This window comes from Stenotrophomonas sp. YJH_SMC_53 (assembly GCF_059369995.1).
The window spans coordinates 50,289-68,711 of the sequence record NZ_JCAFTF010000012.1 but is presented as its reverse complement, the minus strand read 5'-3'; the positions used below and the strand labels follow the sequence as shown (position 1 = coordinate 68,711).

At 67.5% G+C, this 18,423-nt stretch carries 18 protein-coding genes and 1 pseudogene; 9 read left to right on the top strand and 10 right to left on the bottom strand.

Annotated elements, in window-relative coordinates; translation table 11 throughout:
• Window positions 1-12 precede the first annotated feature (12 nt).
• Window positions 13-1,596, top strand: a complete 1,584-nt coding sequence (locus tag AC5P7X_RS17220; protein ID WP_495215192.1) for a phytoene desaturase family protein — start codon at window positions 13-15, stop codon at window positions 1,594-1,596.
• Window positions 1,597-1,687: 91 nt separating this feature from the next.
• On the opposite strand, the gene AC5P7X_RS17215 is transcribed toward AC5P7X_RS17220, so the two are convergent.
• The 7 genes and pseudogenes from AC5P7X_RS17215 to AC5P7X_RS17185 all read right to left on the bottom strand — a co-directional run bounded on the left by AC5P7X_RS17215 (window position 1,688) and on the right by AC5P7X_RS17185 (window position 7,241).
• A complete protein-coding gene (locus AC5P7X_RS17215) occupies window positions 1,688-2,362 on the bottom strand; it encodes a rhomboid family intramembrane serine protease (protein WP_095377638.1) in 675 nt (224 codons plus the stop codon).
• 93 nt (window positions 2,363-2,455) lie between these two features.
• A complete protein-coding gene (locus AC5P7X_RS17210) occupies window positions 2,456-2,884 on the bottom strand; it encodes an MGMT family protein (RefSeq protein WP_425520241.1) in 429 nt (142 codons plus the stop codon).
• Entirely contained in the window at window positions 2,791-3,711 is a 921-nt protein-coding gene (locus AC5P7X_RS17205; protein WP_053497135.1) for a DMT family transporter, read from the bottom strand. The genes AC5P7X_RS17210 and AC5P7X_RS17205 overlap by 94 nt, the downstream gene beginning before the upstream one ends.
• 160 nt (window positions 3,712-3,871) lie before the next feature.
• Window positions 3,872-5,230, bottom strand: coding sequence for a glutathione-disulfide reductase (gene gorA / locus AC5P7X_RS17200; protein WP_329842427.1), 1,359 nt, complete (start codon window positions 5,228-5,230; stop codon window positions 3,872-3,874).
• Window positions 5,227-5,388: pseudogene (locus tag AC5P7X_RS17195) on the bottom strand (amino acid dehydrogenase); the annotation flags it as partial. The pseudogene AC5P7X_RS17195 and the gene gorA, both read right to left, overlap by 4 nt.
• A 26-nt stretch (window positions 5,389-5,414) precedes the next feature.
• Window positions 5,415-6,659: a DUF418 domain-containing protein gene (locus AC5P7X_RS17190; RefSeq protein WP_005418032.1), complete on the bottom strand. Its 1,245-nt coding sequence runs from the start codon at window positions 6,657-6,659 to the stop codon at window positions 5,415-5,417.
• Between the two features lie 99 nt (window positions 6,660-6,758).
• Window positions 6,759-7,241, bottom strand: coding sequence for an FKBP-type peptidyl-prolyl cis-trans isomerase (locus AC5P7X_RS17185; protein ID WP_005418041.1), 483 nt, complete (start codon window positions 7,239-7,241; stop codon window positions 6,759-6,761).
• Between the two features lie 111 nt (window positions 7,242-7,352).
• Between AC5P7X_RS17185 and AC5P7X_RS17180 the strand changes: the two genes are divergently transcribed.
• Window positions 7,353-7,892, top strand: coding sequence for a C40 family peptidase (locus AC5P7X_RS17180; RefSeq protein ID WP_005418044.1), 540 nt, complete (start codon window positions 7,353-7,355; stop codon window positions 7,890-7,892).
• Window positions 7,893-8,023: 131 nt separating this feature from the next.
• The gene (locus AC5P7X_RS17175) at window positions 8,024-8,797 is read left to right on the top strand and encodes a C40 family peptidase (RefSeq protein WP_053497133.1); all 774 of its coding nucleotides are present in this window, start codon (window positions 8,024-8,026) and stop codon (window positions 8,795-8,797) included.
• A gap of 326 nt (window positions 8,798-9,123) precedes the next feature.
• Here the strand turns inward: AC5P7X_RS17175 and AC5P7X_RS17170 are convergent, their stop codons facing one another.
• A complete protein-coding gene (locus tag AC5P7X_RS17170) occupies window positions 9,124-10,458 on the bottom strand; it encodes a dicarboxylate/amino acid:cation symporter (RefSeq protein ID WP_053497131.1) in 1,335 nt (444 codons plus the stop codon).
• Window positions 10,459-10,612: 154 nt separating this feature from the next.
• Here AC5P7X_RS17170 and AC5P7X_RS17165 point away from each other — a divergent pair, with 154 nt between their 5' ends.
• The 5 genes from AC5P7X_RS17165 to AC5P7X_RS17145 all read left to right on the top strand — a co-directional run bounded on the left by AC5P7X_RS17165 (window position 10,613) and on the right by AC5P7X_RS17145 (window position 15,848).
• Window positions 10,613-12,319 (top strand): alkaline phosphatase, encoded by a 1,707-nt coding sequence (locus tag AC5P7X_RS17165; protein WP_053497129.1) that lies wholly within the window; start codon window positions 10,613-10,615, stop codon window positions 12,317-12,319.
• Window positions 12,316-12,861, top strand: a complete 546-nt coding sequence (locus AC5P7X_RS17160; protein WP_329842430.1) for a WG repeat-containing protein — start codon at window positions 12,316-12,318, stop codon at window positions 12,859-12,861. Before AC5P7X_RS17165 ends, AC5P7X_RS17160 begins: the two co-directional genes overlap by 4 nt.
• Before the next feature lie 535 nt (window positions 12,862-13,396).
• Window positions 13,397-14,683: a tRNA lysidine(34) synthetase TilS gene (gene tilS, locus AC5P7X_RS17155; protein WP_495215191.1), complete on the top strand. Its 1,287-nt coding sequence runs from the start codon at window positions 13,397-13,399 to the stop codon at window positions 14,681-14,683.
• A gap of 36 nt (window positions 14,684-14,719) precedes the next feature.
• Window positions 14,720-14,980 (top strand): exodeoxyribonuclease VII small subunit, encoded by a 261-nt coding sequence (locus tag AC5P7X_RS17150; protein WP_005410522.1) that lies wholly within the window; start codon window positions 14,720-14,722, stop codon window positions 14,978-14,980.
• Window positions 14,970-15,848 carry a polyprenyl synthetase family protein gene (locus AC5P7X_RS17145; RefSeq protein WP_053498934.1) on the top strand — a complete coding sequence of 293 codons (879 nt, stop codon included), beginning with the start codon at window positions 14,970-14,972 and terminating at the stop codon, window positions 15,846-15,848. Before AC5P7X_RS17150 ends, AC5P7X_RS17145 begins: the two co-directional genes overlap by 11 nt.
• Window positions 15,849-15,923: 75 nt before the next feature.
• On the opposite strand, the gene AC5P7X_RS17140 is transcribed toward AC5P7X_RS17145, so the two are convergent.
• Window positions 15,924-16,295, bottom strand: a complete 372-nt coding sequence (locus tag AC5P7X_RS17140; protein ID WP_005418071.1) for a DUF4870 domain-containing protein — start codon at window positions 16,293-16,295, stop codon at window positions 15,924-15,926.
• A gap of 87 nt (window positions 16,296-16,382) precedes the next feature.
• On the bottom strand, window positions 16,383-17,750 hold the full coding sequence (gene pmbA, locus AC5P7X_RS17135) for a metalloprotease PmbA (protein WP_070488917.1): 1,368 nt from the start codon (window positions 17,748-17,750) through the stop codon (window positions 16,383-16,385).
• Between the two features lie 68 nt (window positions 17,751-17,818).
• Between pmbA and yjgA the strand changes: the two genes are divergently transcribed.
• The gene (gene yjgA, locus AC5P7X_RS17130; RefSeq protein ID WP_005418075.1) at window positions 17,819-18,406 is read left to right on the top strand and encodes a ribosome biogenesis factor YjgA; all 588 of its coding nucleotides are present in this window, start codon (window positions 17,819-17,821) and stop codon (window positions 18,404-18,406) included.
• Window positions 18,407-18,423 lie beyond the last annotated feature (17 nt).

Sequence of the window (18,423 nt, the reverse complement as noted above, 5' to 3'; positions counted from 1 at the left end):
TCCGAGGTGCTGATGTCCTGGGATGCGATCATCATCGGTGGCGGCCACAACGGCCTGGTCTGCGCGGCCTATCTCGCACGCGCTGGCAAGAAGGTGCTGGTACTGGAACGTCGTGGCGTTCTCGGCGGCGCGGCGGTCACCGAGGAATTCCACCCCGGGTTCCGCAACTCGGTGGCGTCCTACACGGTGTCATTGCTGCAGCCGAAGGTGATCGACGACCTGCAGCTGCATGCGCATGGGCTGCGCATCATCAATCGCCCGGCCAACAACTTCCTGCCATTGCCGGACGGCCGCTACCTGCTGTCCGCACCGGGCCGCACCCAGGCCGAGGTCGCGAAGTTTTCCGAGCGGGATGCACAGCGGCTACCCGAATACGAAGCGCGCCTGGAGATCTTCGCTGATGTGCTGCGTGCCTGGGCCCTGCGCGCGCCCCCGGACTTGGGCGTGGCGGGTGGTTGGCGTGCGCTGCCCGCACTATGGCAGATGGGGAAGCTCGGCCGCGAACTGGCAACGCTGGATGCGCCGCATCGCCAGGAACTGCTGGACCTGTTCACGCTGTCGGCCGCCGAGTACCTGGACCGCTGGTTCGAAAGCGAGCCGATCAAGGCGCTGTTCGGCTTCGATGGCATCGTCGGCAACTACGCAAGCCCGTATACACCGGGCAGTGCCTACGTACTGCTGCACCATGTGTTCGGCCAGTGCAATGGCATGAAAGGTGCGTGGGGCCATGCGATCGGTGGCATGGGCGCGATCAGCCAGGCCATCGCCACTGCCGCGCGGGAGGCCGGGGCTGAGCTGCGCGTGGATGCCGGTGTGCAACGCCTGCTGATCGAGCAGGGTCGTGTCGTGGGCGTGGCGCTGGCCAACGGCGAAATCCTGCGCGCACGCGCGATGATCGCCAACGTCAATCCAAAGCTGCTGTACGAGCAGATGCTGGCACCGGAGCAGGTACCGGACGCAACGCGCGAACGCATGGCGAACTGGCGCTGCGGTTCGGGCACGTTCCGGATGAATGTCGCGCTGTCGCAGCTGCCGGACTTCCGCGCTCTGCCCGGTCCCGGCGATCACCTCAGCGCCGGGATCATCATGGCCCCCAGCCTGGATTACATGGACCGTGCCTGGCTGGATGCGCGTCGCAATGGCTGGTCACGCGAACCGATCGTGGAAATGCTCATTCCCAGCACGCTGGACGATTCGCTGGCGCCGCCCGGGCAGCATGTGGCCAGCCTGTTCTGCCAGCACGTGGCGCCCGTGCTGCCCGGTGGGCGTCACTGGGATGATCATCGTGAAACGGTGGCCGATCTGATGATCGCCACCGTTGAACGGTATGCGCCGGGTTTCGCTGGCAGCGTACTGGGCCGCCAGGTGCTGTCACCGCTGGATCTGGAGCGCACCTTCGGCTTGATCGGCGGCGACATCTTCCACGGAGCGCTCAGTGCCAACCAGTTGTTCTCGGCACGGCCGATGGTTGGCCAGGCTGGCTATCGTGGTGCCCTGCCCGGCCTGTATCTGTGCGGGTCGGGAACACATCCCGGGGGCGGCGTGACCGGCGCGCCAAGTCACAATGCGGCGCAGGTGGTGTTGCAGGATCTCTGAAGGCGTGCCACCCAAGGTTGGCACCTACCCCGCGTGGGAGAAGGCGTGCCGACCAACGGTCGGCACCTACAGCGTCAAATGATCCTTCGGATCATTTGACGCTGCGCAGATGGTTCGGGCGCTTCGGTGGGCCGGGCGGTCGGCGCTTGTTGAACGGCGGCTGCCCTCGCCAGTAGCGGATCAGCAACCAGCCGAACAGCATGCCGCCGAGGTGCGCGAAGTGGGCCACTCCCGGCTGCCAGCCGGTCATGCCCAGCACCAGTTCGCCCACGCCGAACAGGATCACGAAGGTGCGCGCCTTCATCGGGATCGGTGGGAACAGCAGCATCACCCGCTGGTTCGGGAACAGCATGCCGTAGGCCAGCAGCAGGCCGAACACGCCGCCAGAGGCCCCCAGCACCGTGGCCGGGTTCTCCAGCAGCGTACCCACCAGCAGCTGGCAGACACCGGCACCGGCCACGCAGACCAGGTAATACAGCAGGAAGCGCTTTTCGCCCCAGGTCTGCTCCAGCGGCGCGCCGAACATGAAGACCGCCAGCATGTTGAAGAACAGATGCATGAAGCTGCCATGCAGGAAACCGTAAGTCAGCAGCTGCCAAGGCTGGAAGTTGCCGCCCGGCGAGAACGCATCGAAGCCTTGCTGCAGCGGTTGCAGCATGAACGGCTCGAAGGTCTGCATGCCAAGCAGGAACGGCTGCTGCAGCAGGAACAGGATCGCGTTGGCGATCAGCAGGGCCTTGGTGACGGTTGGCAGACGCGGGAACATGGGAGCACCGGCATGGAACGGCCTCCATCATAGCCGCAGCACCGCGCCTTGTTGGCGACCGGCAGGTCCGGCCTGTTCAGTCGCCAGCGATGCTCAGCGCGGGCCCCAAACGGCAGCATCCAGCACAACCGCCGGATCGGTCGTGGGCATCCGCACCCGGCCGTTCTCAACCACCACGCCCTCGGCACGCAGCCGCTGCGACTGCTCGCGCCAGCCCGCCGACCCTTCTTCCATGGCGATGCGCCCATCCGAGCGCAGCACGCGGTGCCAGGGCAGGTCCGGGTCGTCGTTCTGGCCCAGGATGCGCGCGGTCAGGCGCGCACGCCCGGGCAGGCCCGCGCGCATCGCCACCTGGCCGTAGCCCATCACCTGCCCCGCCGGGATCGCGCGGATCACCGCCAGGATGCGCGCACGCGCCTGCTCCGGCGTCAGCGCCGCAGGCGGGTCACCAGCAGAACGCCGATCAGCACCAGCACGGTGCCGGCGATCTGTGCCGGCCCCATCGGTTCGTCGAGCAGCCATAGGCTCATCACGATGGTGGAAACAGGGCCCAGCATACCGACCTGCGCGGCCAGCGACGAACCCACGCGCTGCACCGCCAGCATGATCGCCAGCACCGGCAGCACCGTGCACACGGTGGCGTTGACCAGCGACAACCACTGTACCGGTGCCGGTGCCTGCCACAGCAGTGGCAGCGGATGGGTCACCGCGAAGTGCAGCAGCACCAGCACGCTGGCCACGCAGCTGGCGTAGGCGGTCAACCGCACCGCGCCGATGCGTGCCACCACCTGCCCGCTGCCGAACAGGTACAGCGCGTAGCTGAGCGCACTGCCCAGCACCAGCAGGCTGCCGACGATGATCTGCCCACCTTCGCGCTGCAGATCGTGGCCAAAGGCCAGCAGCACGCCCAGATAGCTCAGCACCAGCGCGCCGATCTGCCAGCGGCCCGGCCGCTGCCGTGCCAGCAGCACGTTGATCAGCAGCACCAGGGTCGGGTTCAAGTAAAGAATCAGCCGCTCCAGGGTCACGCTGATGTACTGCAGGCCCTGGAAATCGAGCAGGCTGGACAGGTAGTAGCCGGTGAAGCCCAGCCACAGCACGCGGGCGCGGTCGGCCCAGGACAGCGGCTCTGCCCGGCGCGCAGCCCACAGTGCCATCAGCACGAACAGCGGCAGCGCCATCAGCATGCGCAGGGCGAGCAGCGAGGTGGCATCGACGCCATGACGGAGGCCGAGCTTGACGATGATGGCCTTGCCGGAAGCAGCAATGGCGCCGATCGCGGCCAGGCCGATACCCCCCAGCGCAATGCGCGGGGAAGCGGTGGCGATACGGGAGGCGGGGCTGGACATCAGGACGACGGCGGGCCGCGCAGAGCGGCCCGGTAAGACGTGGGGGCGCCCATTGTCGCATGGGGGCGCCTGCTGTCCTGTAGCGTCGAGCCCGCGCCCGACTCCGCCAAGGCGGGGCGAAAAGCAGCCGAGCATAGGCTCGGCGCTACAACCGCCCAGGTCAGCGCATCAGCACCACTTCCTCGGCCGAGGTCGGGTGGATCGCCACGGTGTCGTCGAACTGGGCCTTGGTCGCGCCCATCTTCACCGCCACCGCGAAGCCCTGCAGGATCTCGTCGGCCGCTTCGCCCAGCAGGTGGATACCCACCACGCGCTCCTCCGGGCCCGCGCACACCATCTTGAACAGGCTGCGCTGGGTGCCGTTGGCCAGCGCCTGCAGCATCGGGCGGAAACGGCTGTGGTAAACGCTCACCTGGTCAAAACGCGCGCGCGCTTCTTCTTCGCTCATGCCCACTGCACCCAGCGGCGGGTGCGAGAACACCACGCTGGCCACGTTCTCGTAATCCATCTTCGATTGCGGACGTCCACCGAACAGGCGGTCCATCAGCCGCCGTGAAGCGGCCACCGCCACCGGCGTCAGGCCGACCTTGCCAGCGATGTCGCCCACCGCGTGCACGCTCGGCACAGAGGTGGTCTGCCATTCGTCCACCTCCACCTGCTGGTGCTCGCCGATGCCGATGCCCAGCGCTTCCAGGCCCAGATCACGGCTGTTGCCGCGCCGGCCGGTGGCGAAGAACACTGCATCGAACACGCTGTCGAGCGGGCCATCATGACCGAACGCACGTACGCGTTCGCCATCGCGCTGCAGTTCGCGCAGGCGATAGCCGAAATGGATGCGCACGCCCTGCTGCTTCAGGTTCTCGGCCAGCTGATCGGTCAGCTCGTAATCGAAGCGTTCCAGCAGCCGCTGGCCGCGCACCAGCAGGCTGACCTTGCTGCCCAGTGCCTGCAGCAGGCCGGCCAGCTCCACCGCGATGTAACCGCCACCGATGATCGCCACCTCGGCCGGTGCCGCACGCAGATCGAAGAAGTCATCGGAAACCAGGCCCAGTTCAGCGCCGGGAATATCCGGGCGCAGCGGATGCGCGCCGGTGGCGATCAGGATGTGCTCGGCGCTGTAATGCACGCCGTCACTGCAGGCCACGGTATGCGCATCGAGCAGACGGCCGCGCGCAGGGATGCGCACCACGCCGGTTTCATCCAGGCGCTTGCGGTAGCTGGTGTGGATGTTGGTGATGTAGGCCTGGCGATGGATCACCAGCTCCTTCCACGACAGCGCCGGGCGTGCCTCGACATCGAAGCCCATCGCATTGGCCAGGCCGATGCGCTCGTGCAGGTCGGCCGCCAGCCACATCGCCTTCTTCGGCACGCAGCCAACATTGACACAGGTTCCGCCCAGTTCGCCCGGTTCCAGCATCGCCACGCGCTTGCCATGCTGTGCTGCGCGGATGGCGCCGGCCAGGCCGGCGGAGCCGCCGCCAAGGACGATCAGGTCGTAATCATAAGGTGCAGTGCTCATCGGAATCGCTCGGGTCGGTAAGGGGCAGGATCGATCGCTGGCGTGCGGCCGCAGACGAGATCGGCGATCAGCTGGCCGGTGCCGGCGCTCATGCTGATGCCGAGCATGCCATGCCCCGCTGCAAGCCAGACGTGAGGATGCGCGGGCGCGCGGCCGATCGGCACAGCGCATGCGTGCCCATCGCTCACCCCTGCTCCGTCCCGCGCCGCATCGATGGCCACTGCCGATAGGTCATCGCACGCCATATCCACTCGATCGGGCCGAAGCGGAAATGGCGCAGCCACAGGTGCGAGAAGACCACCTGCGCGGCAAACAGCAGCAGCGCGAACAACAGCTGCACGCTGCGCGGCATCGTCTCGAACCTGCCCAGGCCATACTGGTAGAAGGTCCAGGTACACAGCAGCGACTGGCCAAGATAGTGGGTCAGCGCCATGCGCCCGACCGGTGCCAGCCAGGCCAACCGCGCACGCCAATGCACGATCCACGCGAGGTAACCCAGGCACATCGGCAGGCCACCGATCGTCACCAGCGCCATCGCCGCCGTCGCCGGCAGGCCGTAGGCACCCGGCGCCAGATAGGGCTTCCAGGCAACACCCAGCAGCGTGACCACAAGGCCCAGCGGCAGTGCCCCCCAACGCAGCACCGCGTACAGCCGCGGAAAGCGCTCCGGCGTCGCCAACGCGCCGCTGCCGGCGAACCAGCTGCCGATCAGGAACATGCCCAGCACTTCCGGGCCGGTGATCAGCAGCGCGCCCATCGAGGTGCCGAACTCGCTCAGGCGCTGCACAGTGGCCTGCGCCCAGCTGCCCTGCCCGTACACCTGCCGCTGCAGGTCGATGCTCTGCTGCGCCTCGGCAAGCATGCCCCGCACCTCTTCGGTCGAAGCCATCGACACCATCGCGCCCACCAGCAGCATCAGCGCAACGCCGCCCAGATAGACGGTCACGCCCATCCACGGCAGCCAGCTGCGCGGCGCCTCGCGGCAGGCCAGCAACGGCAACGAGACCAACGCGTACATCACCAGGATGTCGCCGGACCAGACCAGCAGCGCGTGGCACAGGCCGATCAGCAGCAAGCCAGCGCTGCGGCGCAGATAGAACGGGGTGAAGTCGCGCCCGGCGGCCTCAGCGCGCTGCGCCATCACCGCGAAGCCGGCGCCGAACAGCAGCGAGAACAGGGTGAAGAACTTGCCCTGCACGAACACGTACACAAAGGCATCGGCCCAGTAGTCGATGCCCTGCCAATGCACGTCGATGCCGGTGAAGGCCAGGTCCAGCGGTCCGCTGAAGGCCTCGATGTTCATCAGCAGGATGCCCAGCAGCGCGGCACCGCGCAGCACGTCCAGCACGGCGATGCGTTCGCCGGAAGCGACCGGCTGCAGGGAAGGAGAAGCGGCGTTCACGGGGCGTCCGTCAGGCAGGTCCGCCATTATGCCGCCGGCCCGTACGCCATGGATGGCCGCGCCGTGTTCCAGAAACGCAACGGCCCGCCGAAGCGGGCCGCTGCATCCATCACGATCGCGCTGCGATCAGTGCTGGTGACCACCGTCGCCGTGGACGTGGCCGTGGTCGATCTCTTCCTTGCCGGCTTCGCGCACGTCGACGATCTCGACGTCGAAGTGCAGGTCCTTGCCGGCCATCGGGTGGTTCAGGTCGACGTCGACGACGCTCATGCCGACCTTCTGCACGGTCACCGCACGCGGGCCGAAGTTGGTCTGCAGCACGACCTGCTGGCCCGGGGCCAGCTTGGTGTTGCCGAAGTGCTTCTTCGGCACGCGCTGGGACAGGCCTTCACGACGCTCGCCGTAGGCATCGGCCGCCTTGACGTCGACGTTGAAGGTCGCGCCGGCTTCCTTGTCCATCATGGCGTTTTCCAGGCCCGGGATGATGTTGCCGTGGCCGATCAGGATCGCCAGCGGCTCGCCGCGGTCCTTGGACGACTCGATCGGCTCCTGGCCGACTTCGGAAACGGTGTAGTGGAAGCGGACAACGCGGTCTTTTTCGATCTTCATGCGCAACTCTGTCTGGATCTGCCGGAGGCAGGCGGGTTGGGGCGGGTTGTCGCCCGGCGGGGACGCCGCCATCATGACGGCCAATCCAAGGTGGCGCATTATCCGGAGATCATGCACATCACGCCAGTTTCGTCCGGCCCGCGCCGGTTTCTCGCCCCGGCCCTGTTGCTGGCCCTGCCCGTGTTGATGACCGCCTGTGGAGGCGGCAAGGCCACCCGCCCGGCGCCGCCGCCACCGACGGCGAACTGGCCGAAGACCGTGCCGGACAACCCCGAGGCCGCCAACTCGGTGCTGATGCGGGCCATCAGCCTGGTCGGCACGCCCTACCGCTATGGCGGCAATACCCCGGATTCGGGCTTCGACTGCAGCGGCCTGGTCGCCTATGTCTATCGGGAAATGCTGGACCTGCGACTGCCGCGCACCTCGCGCGACCTGGCCGCGGTACAGGGCCCGAAGATCGATCCGCAGCGCCTGGCCACCGGCGATCTGGTGTTCTTCGGCAGCCGAGGCAGCGTCACCCATGTCGGCATCTATGTAGGTGAGGGGCGTTTCGTGCACGCGCCGAGTACCGGCGGAACGGTACGCCTCGACTCGCTCAGCGGCCCCTACTGGAAAGACCACTACACGGGGGCGAAACGCGTCCTTCGCTAAAATGAACAGGCCATATGTTCAAAACTGTGACGAAAATCACTGCCGCAATAACGTTTTACTAACGGAATTTTTAACTTATCGGCGCTTTTACAGGGCATGATGCCCCATCGTTTTTTTCCTGTGACCGACGCGTGACGACTGACGACCTGAAAAGCGAAGGCCAGACTTCCGTATCTTCACGCAGTGCCCGCCCGTTGTTGCTTGGCTTGGCACTGTGCCTGACCAGCCTTCCGGCCTGGTCGCAGACCGCTCCGAACCGTTCCGATGTGCCCCCGGCCCCGGTGGCCGAGAGCGCCGCCCGACCGGCCGCCAAGGCCGAGGCTGCCGCTCCGCAGCGCAGCCGCGTCGATGCCGCCGCCAGCGCCACGCTGGCCGCCCTGCTGCCGCACCTGGCCGCCAACGACACCATTCCGCTGATGGACCGCTCGGCCGTGGTGGCCGGCGACCTCAGCCGCCTGCTCGCCAATTACGACACCAGCAGCGCCGCCAATGGCAGCGTTGTCGGTACCGCCGCCGACAACGGCAAGGTGCAGTCGCTGCTGCGCCGCGCGATGACCCTGCTGGGCACCCCGTACCGTTGGGGTGGCAGCAACCCGGACAGCGGTTTCGACTGCAGCGGCCTGGTCGGTTATGTGTTCCGTTCGGCCCTGGGCATCGAGCTGCCGCGCGTCTCGCGCGAGATGGCCCACGATGACAACGCCGAACTGATCAACGACCGCACCGCGCTGGCCGCAGGTGACCTGGTCTTCTTCGGCCGCAAGGGCCGCGTCGACCACGTCGGCATCTATGTCGGCGACGGCCGCTTCCTGCACGCACCGAGCTCCGGCAAGGACGTCCGCGTGGACACCCTGCTCAGTGGCTACTGGGGCAACAAGTTCATGCAGGCCCGCCGGGTCGACCTCTGACCCGCTGGCGCTACGGCGCCGCCTGATGCGAGAAGCCGCTGCCCTGCAGCGGCTTTTTTTATTGAGCCCATGCAATTGATGGGTAGCTGCCGAGCGTGGTCGGCACCACCTTCATCCACGCATGGCGTGGATCTACCGTGGCTCTGCTCCAGGGTTCCGCCGATCGGGGCGGGGCTTGCCGGTGGGTGCCGACCGTTGGTCGGCACTGCCTTTCATCCTCGCTCAGTGTGGATCCACCCCGGGGCCCCCTTGGCCGGCACCGCGTCGGGCATCTCCCAAACAAAAGGCCCGCCGGTCAGGGCGGGCCTTTCAATTCACCACACACCTCAGCGCTGCGGTGGTGTCGGGTCAGGATCATCCACGCCCACATTGCTGGACGGATTGTCATACACCGCCTGGTCGAGCAACCCGGTCTCCTTGGCCACGAGCACCGGTACCAGCATCTGGCCGGTCACATTCGTCATCGTGCGCATCATGTCCAGGATGCGGTCGATGGCATACAGGTAGCCGATGGTCTCCAGCGGCAGATTGGCTGCGCTCAGCACCACCGTGGCCATGATCACCGCAGTACCCGGCACGCCGGCGGTGCCGAAGCTGCCCAGCACCGAGGCGATCAGCACCACCACGTACTGCTCCGGGGTCAGCGGCACGCCGCTGTACTGCGAAATGAACACCGCGCACAGCGCCGGATAGATCGCGCCGCAGCCGTCCATCTTGATGCTGGCGCCCAGCGGCACCGCGAACGAACCGTAGTCCTTGTTCACGCCCAGGTTGTGGGTGATCGAACGCAGCGCCACCGGCATCGCAGCGAAGCTGGACGAGCTGACGAACGCAACCTGCATGCCCGGTGCGGCGCCACGGAAGAACTTCAGCGGGTTCAGGCCGTGCGCCAGCAGCAGCGCGCTGTAGACAACCACGATGTGCAGCGCACAGGCCACGTACAACGCCAGCACGAAATGGCCCAGCGGCAGCAGCTTCTCGAACCCATAGCTGCCGACCAGGCCTGCGATCAGGCCGAAGGTGCCGATCGGGGTGACTTCCAGCACGAAGCGGGTCACCTGGATCATGATGTCGCTCATCTGGCCAACCAGCTTGCGCGCCTCGGTCACCTTCTCGCCCAGCTTGACGATGGCAAAGCCCACCAGGCCGGCGAAGAAGATCACCGGCAGGATCGAGCCGCGACCCGCAGCCAGCACGGTCTCACCGGCCGCGTTGACCTTGGTGCCGATGCCGGACAGCGCATAGAAGACATTGGCAGGCACCACGTCCAGCAGCACCTGCACCACGCTGGGCACTTCGCGCGGCACGTAGTTGCTGGCCATCGACAACTGCAGGCCACCCGCGCCGGGCTGCAGCACCGTACCCACGGCCAGGCCGACACACACTGCCAGCGCAGCGGTAATCACGAACCACAGGAAGGTGCGCCCACTGAGCGCGGCCACGGACTTCTGCCCGTGCAGCGACGAGATCGCGTTGATGACCGCGAAGAACACCAGCGGCACGGCGATCATCTTGATCAGGGTGACGTACAGCTCACCGAGCGGGCCAAACCACGTTTCCGCGGCCGGGCCGAGCGCCCAGCCGGCCAGCGCGCCGAGCACGAAGCCACCGACCACGCGCTGCCAGAACGGAATCCGCAGCCAGGCAGAGACCAGCTTCATAGGCAATCCAGAGGGGAAGGAAGGGATGCTGGCACGATAGCCCAAGGCAGCCCGCAGAACGACCGCCCGGCCGGCAAATCAGTGTGTCATCGGCGTGCCTTGCTGGGGCGGGCATAATGAATGTCCCGTTACAGTTTGTGAGATCCCAGCGTCCATGCGTCGTTCCGTCTCCCTGTTGGCCGCCTGCGCCACCACCCTTCTGCTGGGCGCCTGCGCCAGCTCCGCCCCCGCGTCCGCCCCGGCCGGCCTGAAGGTCGCCGTCGATCCCGTCGCCCATCCGGCCGGCGAGACCCCGCAGTGGTGGTACCGCAGCGGGGCCGCCCAGGCTGCGGCCAATGGTGCGATGTCCGGCAAGGCCAAGAACGTCATCCTGTTCCTCGGCGACGGCATGAGCCTGACCACTGTGGCCGCCTCGCGCATCTACGAGGGCCAGCGCAAGGGCGGCTCCGGCGAGGAGAACCTGCTGTCCTGGGAACGCTTCCCGGCCACGGCGTTCAGCAAGACCTACAACACCGATTCGCAGACGCCTGATTCGGCCGGCACCATGACCGCCATCACCACCGGCGTGAAGACCCACATGGGCGCGATCGGCGTCAGTGCCGGAAGCCGCACCGACTGTGCCGACAGCCTGTCCAAGGGCCTGCTGACCTGGCTGCAGCTGGCCGACAGCGCCGGCCTGGCCACCGGCGTGGTCTCCACCGCACGCCTGACCCATGCCACCCCGGCTGCCACCTACGCGCACTCGCCCGAGCGCAACTGGGAAAACGACACCGACCTGACTGAAGCGGCCAAGGCGGCCGGCTGCAAGGACATCGCCCAGCAGCTGCTGTCGACCTCGCGCTATGGGCGCGGCCCGCTTGTCGCCCTTGGTGGCGGCCGTGGTGAGTTCACCACCGTGGAAGAGCGCGACCCGGAATACGACGACAAGGTCGGCCAGCGCCTGGACGGCCGCAGCCTGGTCCAGGAATGGCAGCAGGCGCATCCGCAGGGTGCCTATGTCTGGAACAGCAAGCAGCTGGCCGCGGCCGCCAATGCGCCGGCCATCCTTGGCCTGTTCGAACCGGACCACATGCGCTACGAGTACGAGCGCCCGCAGGATCCGGGCGGTGAGCCGAGCCTGGCCGAACTGACGGCTGCAGCGATCAAGAACCTTTCCAGGCACCCGGAAGGCTACGTGCTGATGATCGAAGGCGCGCGCATCGACCACGCCAACCACAGCGGCAATGCCTACCGTGCACTGACCGAGACCGTGGCGCTGTCCGATGCGGTGCGCGTGGCCAACGAGCTGACCTCGGCCGACGACACCCTGATCATCGTCACCGCCGACCACTCGCACACGCTGAACTTCGTCGGCTACCCGGCACGCGGCAACCCGATCCTGGGCAAGGTGAAGGACAAGGGCGGCGAAGACGGCGCCGGCAAGCTGGACTACGCCCTGGACGGCACCGGCCAGCCGTACACCACGCTGAGCTACGCCAACGGCCCAGGCCACACCGGCAGCAGCAACCAGCAGCCGGCCGGGCCGAAGCGTTACCCGCACAACCCAAGCAGCTTCGAACCGGCCAACGGTCGCCCGAACCTGCGCGAGGTCGACACCGAGCATCCGGACTACATGCAGGAAGCGCTGGTGCCGATGAAGTCCGAATCGCATGGTGGTGAGGACGTCGGCATCTGGGCACGTGGCCCGGGCAGCAAGGCGATCCGCGGCACGCTGGAACAGAACGCGATCTACCACATGATCGTGCAGGCCACCCCGGCCCTGCGCGAGCGCCTGTGCCAGGCCGGCACCTGCGATGACAAGGGCGTGCCGGTGCAGTTGCCGGCACCGACGGCCTTCGAACGCAAGGCCGAGGCCAAGTGATCGCGCGGCGGGCCCGCCCTGCCCCTGCCAGCGGCCGCCTTGCGCGGTCGCTGGCAATGCTTGGCGTGCTGGTCAGTGCCAATGCACAGGCACAGGCACCGGCATGCAAGCTGCTGACCGACGAACACGGATTGTGGCCGCTCCCCAACTGCGAGGTGGTCGATCACCGGCTGAAGATCAGCGCCGATACGCTGAAGGACCTGAACTACGACGACCACGGCCTGGCCGTGGTGTATGCCGACCAGGGCTTCCACTACGTCGACCGCACGGGCCGCAGCCTGCCGGTGCTGACCTGGGACAACGGCCCGGAAACGCCGCAGGAAGGCCTGCTGCGCGGCCGCGTCGGCAATCGCGTGAGCTACTTCGACCTGAAGTTCCGCCAGGTGGTGCCGGGCACCTTTGATTTCGCCTGGCCGTTCCAGGATGGCGTGGCCGAGGTCTGCAACGGCTGCCGGCGTGGCATGCCGGATGCCGATGGCCACACACCGATGGAAGGCGGAGAGCGGTTCCGCATCGACCGCTCGGGCCGCCGGGTGAAGTAGTTTTTTCCGCAGGGCTGCGCCCTGCACCTGCCGAAGCCGAAGCCAAATCAAAATCAAAAGCGGCTCTGGTTTTCTGTGAGTTGGGGGGCGCGGTGTGGGTGGTCAGGACACGCCGTAAACCCATCCATGGGGGCTCGATGGCGCCATCCATGGCGCCAACGGTCCTGCCCACCCACACCGCCCCCCCCCCCGACAGATTTCCGGTGACGGTTGGACCATCCACGCCATGCGTGGATCAGATCTGTCAGATATCGAAATAAATCGGGGTCAGATCCGTTTTCCTGCGGAAAACGGATCTGACCCCATCGGCATGTCCAACAGACCGCAGGAGACTGTCGAAGGCGGGGTGGGTCCGGTTGCGGGAGTGTCCGCGGCATGGATGCCGCGGCCAAGCCCCCATGGACGGGTTAACGGCGTCCCCCGCAACCGGCCCCCCCCCGCCAACCCTCAGGAAACCAGCTTTTGCTGTTGCTGTTGCTCTGGATCGTAGCGGGTGCAGGGCGCAGCCCTGCCGAGCAACCCTATACTTGCCGCCGTGACTGCCTTCCCTGCCCTCGTTCCGCTGGATGCGCCGCTGCTGGTGGGCTACAGCGGCGGTGTCGACTCGACCGTGCTGCTGCACTGGCTGTGGCGCTGCGCCCAAGCCGCCGGCACGGCGCTGCGTGCGGTGCACGTACACCATGGCCTGCAGGCCGATGCGGACGCCTGGGTGCTGCATTGCCAGCAGCAATGCGCGGCACTGGGCATTGAACTGGCCGTGCATCACGTGCAGGTCGACAAGCGCGCGGGCCTCGGCCTTGAAGGCGCGGCGCGGCAGGCACGACGTGCAGCGTTCGCCGCCGAACTGCGCGACGGCGAAACACTGGCACTGGCGCAGCACCAGGACGATCAGGCCGAGACCTTCCTGCTGCGGGCCCTGCGCGGATCCGGCGTCGATGGCCTTGCCGCGATGTCCGCGCACAGCCACCTTGGCGAAGCGCCTCTATGGCGACCGCTGCTGGCGGTGCCACGCAGTGCACTGCTCGACTACGCGAACCAGCACGCGCTGCGCTGGATCGAAGACCCCAGCAATGGCCACGACCACGCCGATCGCAACTTCCTGCGCCTGCAGGTGCTGCCGTTGCTGCGCCAGCGCTGGCCGCATGCGGCTGCAGCATTGGCGGGCAGCGCAATGCACTGCGGGCAGACCCGTGCTCTGCTGGACGAGGAAGACGCCGAGCTGATCGCGCACCTGGAAGTGGCACCACGCGTGCTTTCGCTGCAGCTGCTGCGCCAGGTGTCACCGGGGCGTGCCGCGCGCGTGCTGCGCGCCTGGGTGATCGGCCACGGTGCCGCCCCACTGCCGGCCACGGTACTGCAGCAGGGTCTGCACGAACTGCTGCCGGCCAGCAACGATCGCCAGGCGCGGCTGCGCTGGCACGAGCATGCCATCCAGCAATGGCGCGAGCACGCCTATCTGCTGCCCGCGCAGCTGCCATCGCTGCCCCGCGGATGGCAGGCCGAATGGGACGGGCATGCCCCCTTGCCGCTGCCCGATGGTGGCCAACTGCGCCTGCAGGGCGCCGTGGGCTTCGAACGCCCGCTTCAGGTCCGTGCACGCGTGGGTGGTGAGCGCATCATGTTGCCCGGCCGCCCGCATTCGCATGCGCTGAAGGACTGCCTGCAACGCGAGCACCTTGCCCCCTGGCGGCGCGCCCAGCTGCCGCTGATCTTCGATGGCGCCCAGCTGCTTGCCGCCGCCGACGTGGTCATCGCAGCTCCCCTGCAGGCCTGGTTGCAGGCCCACGACGCGCAGCTGCAGTGGCGTCCCGGCGGCTGGTGAATTGACCCCCGCGCGCAGCCCGTCCACACTTGCCGCATGGCCAAGAAGTCCCCCGAAAACGCCTCCCCGGTCGCCCAGTTCGAGCAGTCGCTCGAATCGCTGGAGCAGCTGGTGGAGCAGATGGAAACCGGCGAGCTGAGCCTGGAAGCGTCGCTCAGTGCTTACGAACGTGGCGTCGGTCTGTACCGCCAGTGCCAGCAGGCGCTGGAACAGGCCGAACTGCGCGTGCGCCTGCTCAGCGATCCGGCGCAGCCGGAAGCATCCGAACCTTTCGATCCGCCCAGCCATGACGGCTGAGGTTCTGTTCGCACGCTGGCGCGACCGTATCGAAAGCCAGCTCGACGCTGCCCTGCCCTCGCCTGCCGAAGCACCGCAGCGCCTGCACCAGGCCATGCGCTATTCGGTGCTGGGCGGTGGCAAGCGCATGCGCCCGCTGCTGGTGTATGCCAGCGGGCACCTGTTCGGCGCGCAGCCTGAAAGCCTTGACGCAGCGGCGATGGCCGTCGAGCTCATCCACGCCTATTCGCTGGTGCACGACGACCTGCCGGCCATGGACGATGACGCGCTGCGCCGCGGCAAGCCGACCACCCACATCGCCTTCGACGAAGCCACCGCGATCCTGGCCGGCGACGCCCTGCAGACCCGAGCCTTCGGCCTGCTGGCTGATGCGCCACTGCCCGCCACGCTGCGCGTGGCCTGCCTGCAGACCCTGGCCCACGCCTCCGGTGCCTCCGGCATGTGCGGCGGCCAGGCGCTGGACATCGATGCCACCGGCCAGCAGCAGACGCTGGCGGCACTGACCCGCATGCACGCGCTGAAAACCGGCGCGCTGATCCGTGCAGCGGTGCGCATGGGAGCGCTGTGCGGCCAGGCCCACGAACCACAGCTGGCCCAGCTGGACGGCTTCGCCGACGCGCTCGGCCTGGCCTTCCAGGTCCGCGATGACATCCTCGATGTCGAAGCCAGTTCCGAACAGCTGGGCAAGACCGCCGGCAAGGACCAGGCTCAGGACAAGAGCACCTTCCCCGCGCTGCTCGGCATGGACGGTGCGAAGGCGCAGCTGCGCGAACTGGCCGCACGCATGCAGGCTACGTTGGCCGGCCATGGCGAAGAGGCCGACGCGCTGCGCGCGCTGGCCACGCTGGCGGTGGAACGCGATCACTGATCGTTGGCGTGATGCTGCCGCCAAACAGGAACGCCCGGCAATGCCGGGCGTTCCTGTTTGCGCGTGCGGCCGGAATTACTTGACCAGGCGCAGCGCGAACGGGTAGCGGTAGGCTTCGCCGTTGTTGGCCTTCACGGCGGCGATGATGCAGAACACCAGGTTCAGGATGCCGACGATCGGCGCCAGGATGCCGCCGATGATCACGATGGTCAGCACGATGCAGATCAGCATCGCGATGGTGATGGTGATCTGGAAGTTCAGCGCTTCCTTGGCCTGGTCTGTCACGAAGGACTTGCTGGCGTCATCCTTGTTGATCAGCCAGATGATCAGCGGGCCGATGAACCAGGTGAAGATGCCCAGCAGGTGCGCGGCCAGCGCCATGGTGCGCTGGTCGGCCGGGGCATTGGTGGTTGCCGGCGGCGGCGGGACGTTATCGAATTCACTCACGACAAAACTCCTTTTCATTGGGTGGTCTTGACCCACCAGCACCAAGCTGGTTGCGTCAGGCGGGCATAGCTTACGCCATCGACGCCATCAATCATTACCGGCAATGGTCATCCGCCCCAGCAGGATCGAGCCGGTCCGGATGTGCGAGCGCGGGTCGACGTCGCTGCCGACCGCCTCGATGCTGCTGAACATCTCGCGCAGGTTGCCGGCGATGGTGACGCCGTCCACCGGGTACTGGATCTCGCCGTTCTCGACACGGAAGCCGCCGGCGCCGCGCGAATAGTCGCCGGTCACCCCGTTCACACCCTGCCCCATCAGCTCGGTCACCAGCAGGCCGTCACCCATCTGTCGGGCGATCTCTTCGAGCGAGCCGGCATTGGCCGCCAGCTGCAGGTTGTGCACACCGCCAGCATTGGCGGTGGTCTGCAGGCCCAGCTTGCGCGCCGAATAGCTGCCCAGCACATAGCGCTGCAGCACGCCGTCACGGACCAGCGCCGAAGCACGGGTGGCCACGCCGTCGCCGTCGAAGGCGGCCGAGCGCAGGCCGCGGCGCAGGTGCGGCAGTTCGTCAATCTGCATCCACTCCGGGAACAGGCGCTGGCCGACGCTGTCCAGCAGGAAACTGGCCTGGCGGTACAACGCGCCGCCGGACACTGCCGACAGCAGGTGGCCGACCAGGCTGCGCGCCACTTCCGGGGCGAACAGCACCGGCATGCTGCCAGTGGCCAACGAACGCGGCTGCAGGCGGGCCACGGTGCGCTCGGCGGCGCGGCGGCCGACCAGACCCACGTCTTCCAGGTCCCCCTGCGCCAGCGCGCTGGTATACCAGCCATCGCGCTGCATGCCGTCGCCCTGCCCGGCGATCAGCGCGCAGCCGACCGAATGGTGGGTGCCTCGCTCACGACCGAAGAAGCCATGCGAATTGGCGTACACCGACAGGCTCTGCATGCTCGATACGGAAGCGCCATCGGAATTGCGGATCTGCGCATCGGCCTCGCGGCCAGCGGCCTCGCAGGCCAGGGCCAGGTCCACCGCCTCATCGGCCTGCAGCGCCCATGGGTGCCAGCCATCCAGGTCCGGGAAGTCGGTGGCCATCAGCGCGGCCTCGGCCAGGCCGGCGGCCGGGTCATCCTCGGTATGCCGGGCAATCGCGCAGGCCTGCTCGACCGTAGCGGCCAGGCTGGCCTCGTTCAGGTCGCCAGTGCTGGCACTGCCCTTGCGCTGCCCGAAATAGACGGTCACGGCGATGCCACGGTCACGGGTGGACTGCACAGTCTCGACCTCGCCGAGGCGGACATTGACCTCCAGGCCCCGGTCCTCGCTGCAGCTGACCTCGGCCTGGCTGGCGCCCAGCGCGCGGGCGCGGTCGAGCAGCTGCTGGGAGAGGTCGGCCAGCCGTTCCAGCCGGGCCAGGCTGTCGTCGCCGACGGCCACTTCAGGGGCGATCACGTTCAATGCTTTATCCTGTACGGGTTGGGCCCGGCATCACGCCGGGCGACTTTTTTTGAAATCAGGTAGGGACGATGCGCGGACGCGACGAAGAAACCGGTGAATTCCACGACAAGAGCCGCAGCCAGAACCGGCGCGATGCACTCGACGTGCTGGCCCTGGGTGAGAAGCTGGTGTCGCTGACCCCGGCCCAGCTGGCGCGCCTGCCGATTCCGGAAGACCTGCTGCCGCACATCGCCGAGTGCAAGCGCATCACCGCCCACATCGCCCACAAGCGCCAACTGGCGTTCCTGGCCAAGCACATGCGCCGCGAAGAAGAGGCCACGCTGGATGCGATCCGCGATGCGCTGGACGCCAACAGCGAAACCGGCCGCCGCGAAGTGGCGATGATGCACCGCGTGGAAGACTGGCGCGACCGCCTGCTGGCCGAGGGTGACAAGGCGCTGGCCGCTCTGCTCGATGACTATCCGCAGGCGGACCGCCAGCAGCTGCGCACGCTGGTACGCAACGCGCAGGCCGAGAAGGCCAGGAACAAGCCGCCGCGCGCTTACCGCGAGATCTTCCAGGTGCTGCGCGGCCTGATGCTGCCGGCCGCGCTGGGCCTGAAGGCCGGCGCCGAAGACACCGACCACATCGGGACCGGCGAAGCCGACGAGGACTGAGTCCGCGTCGGCCCGGG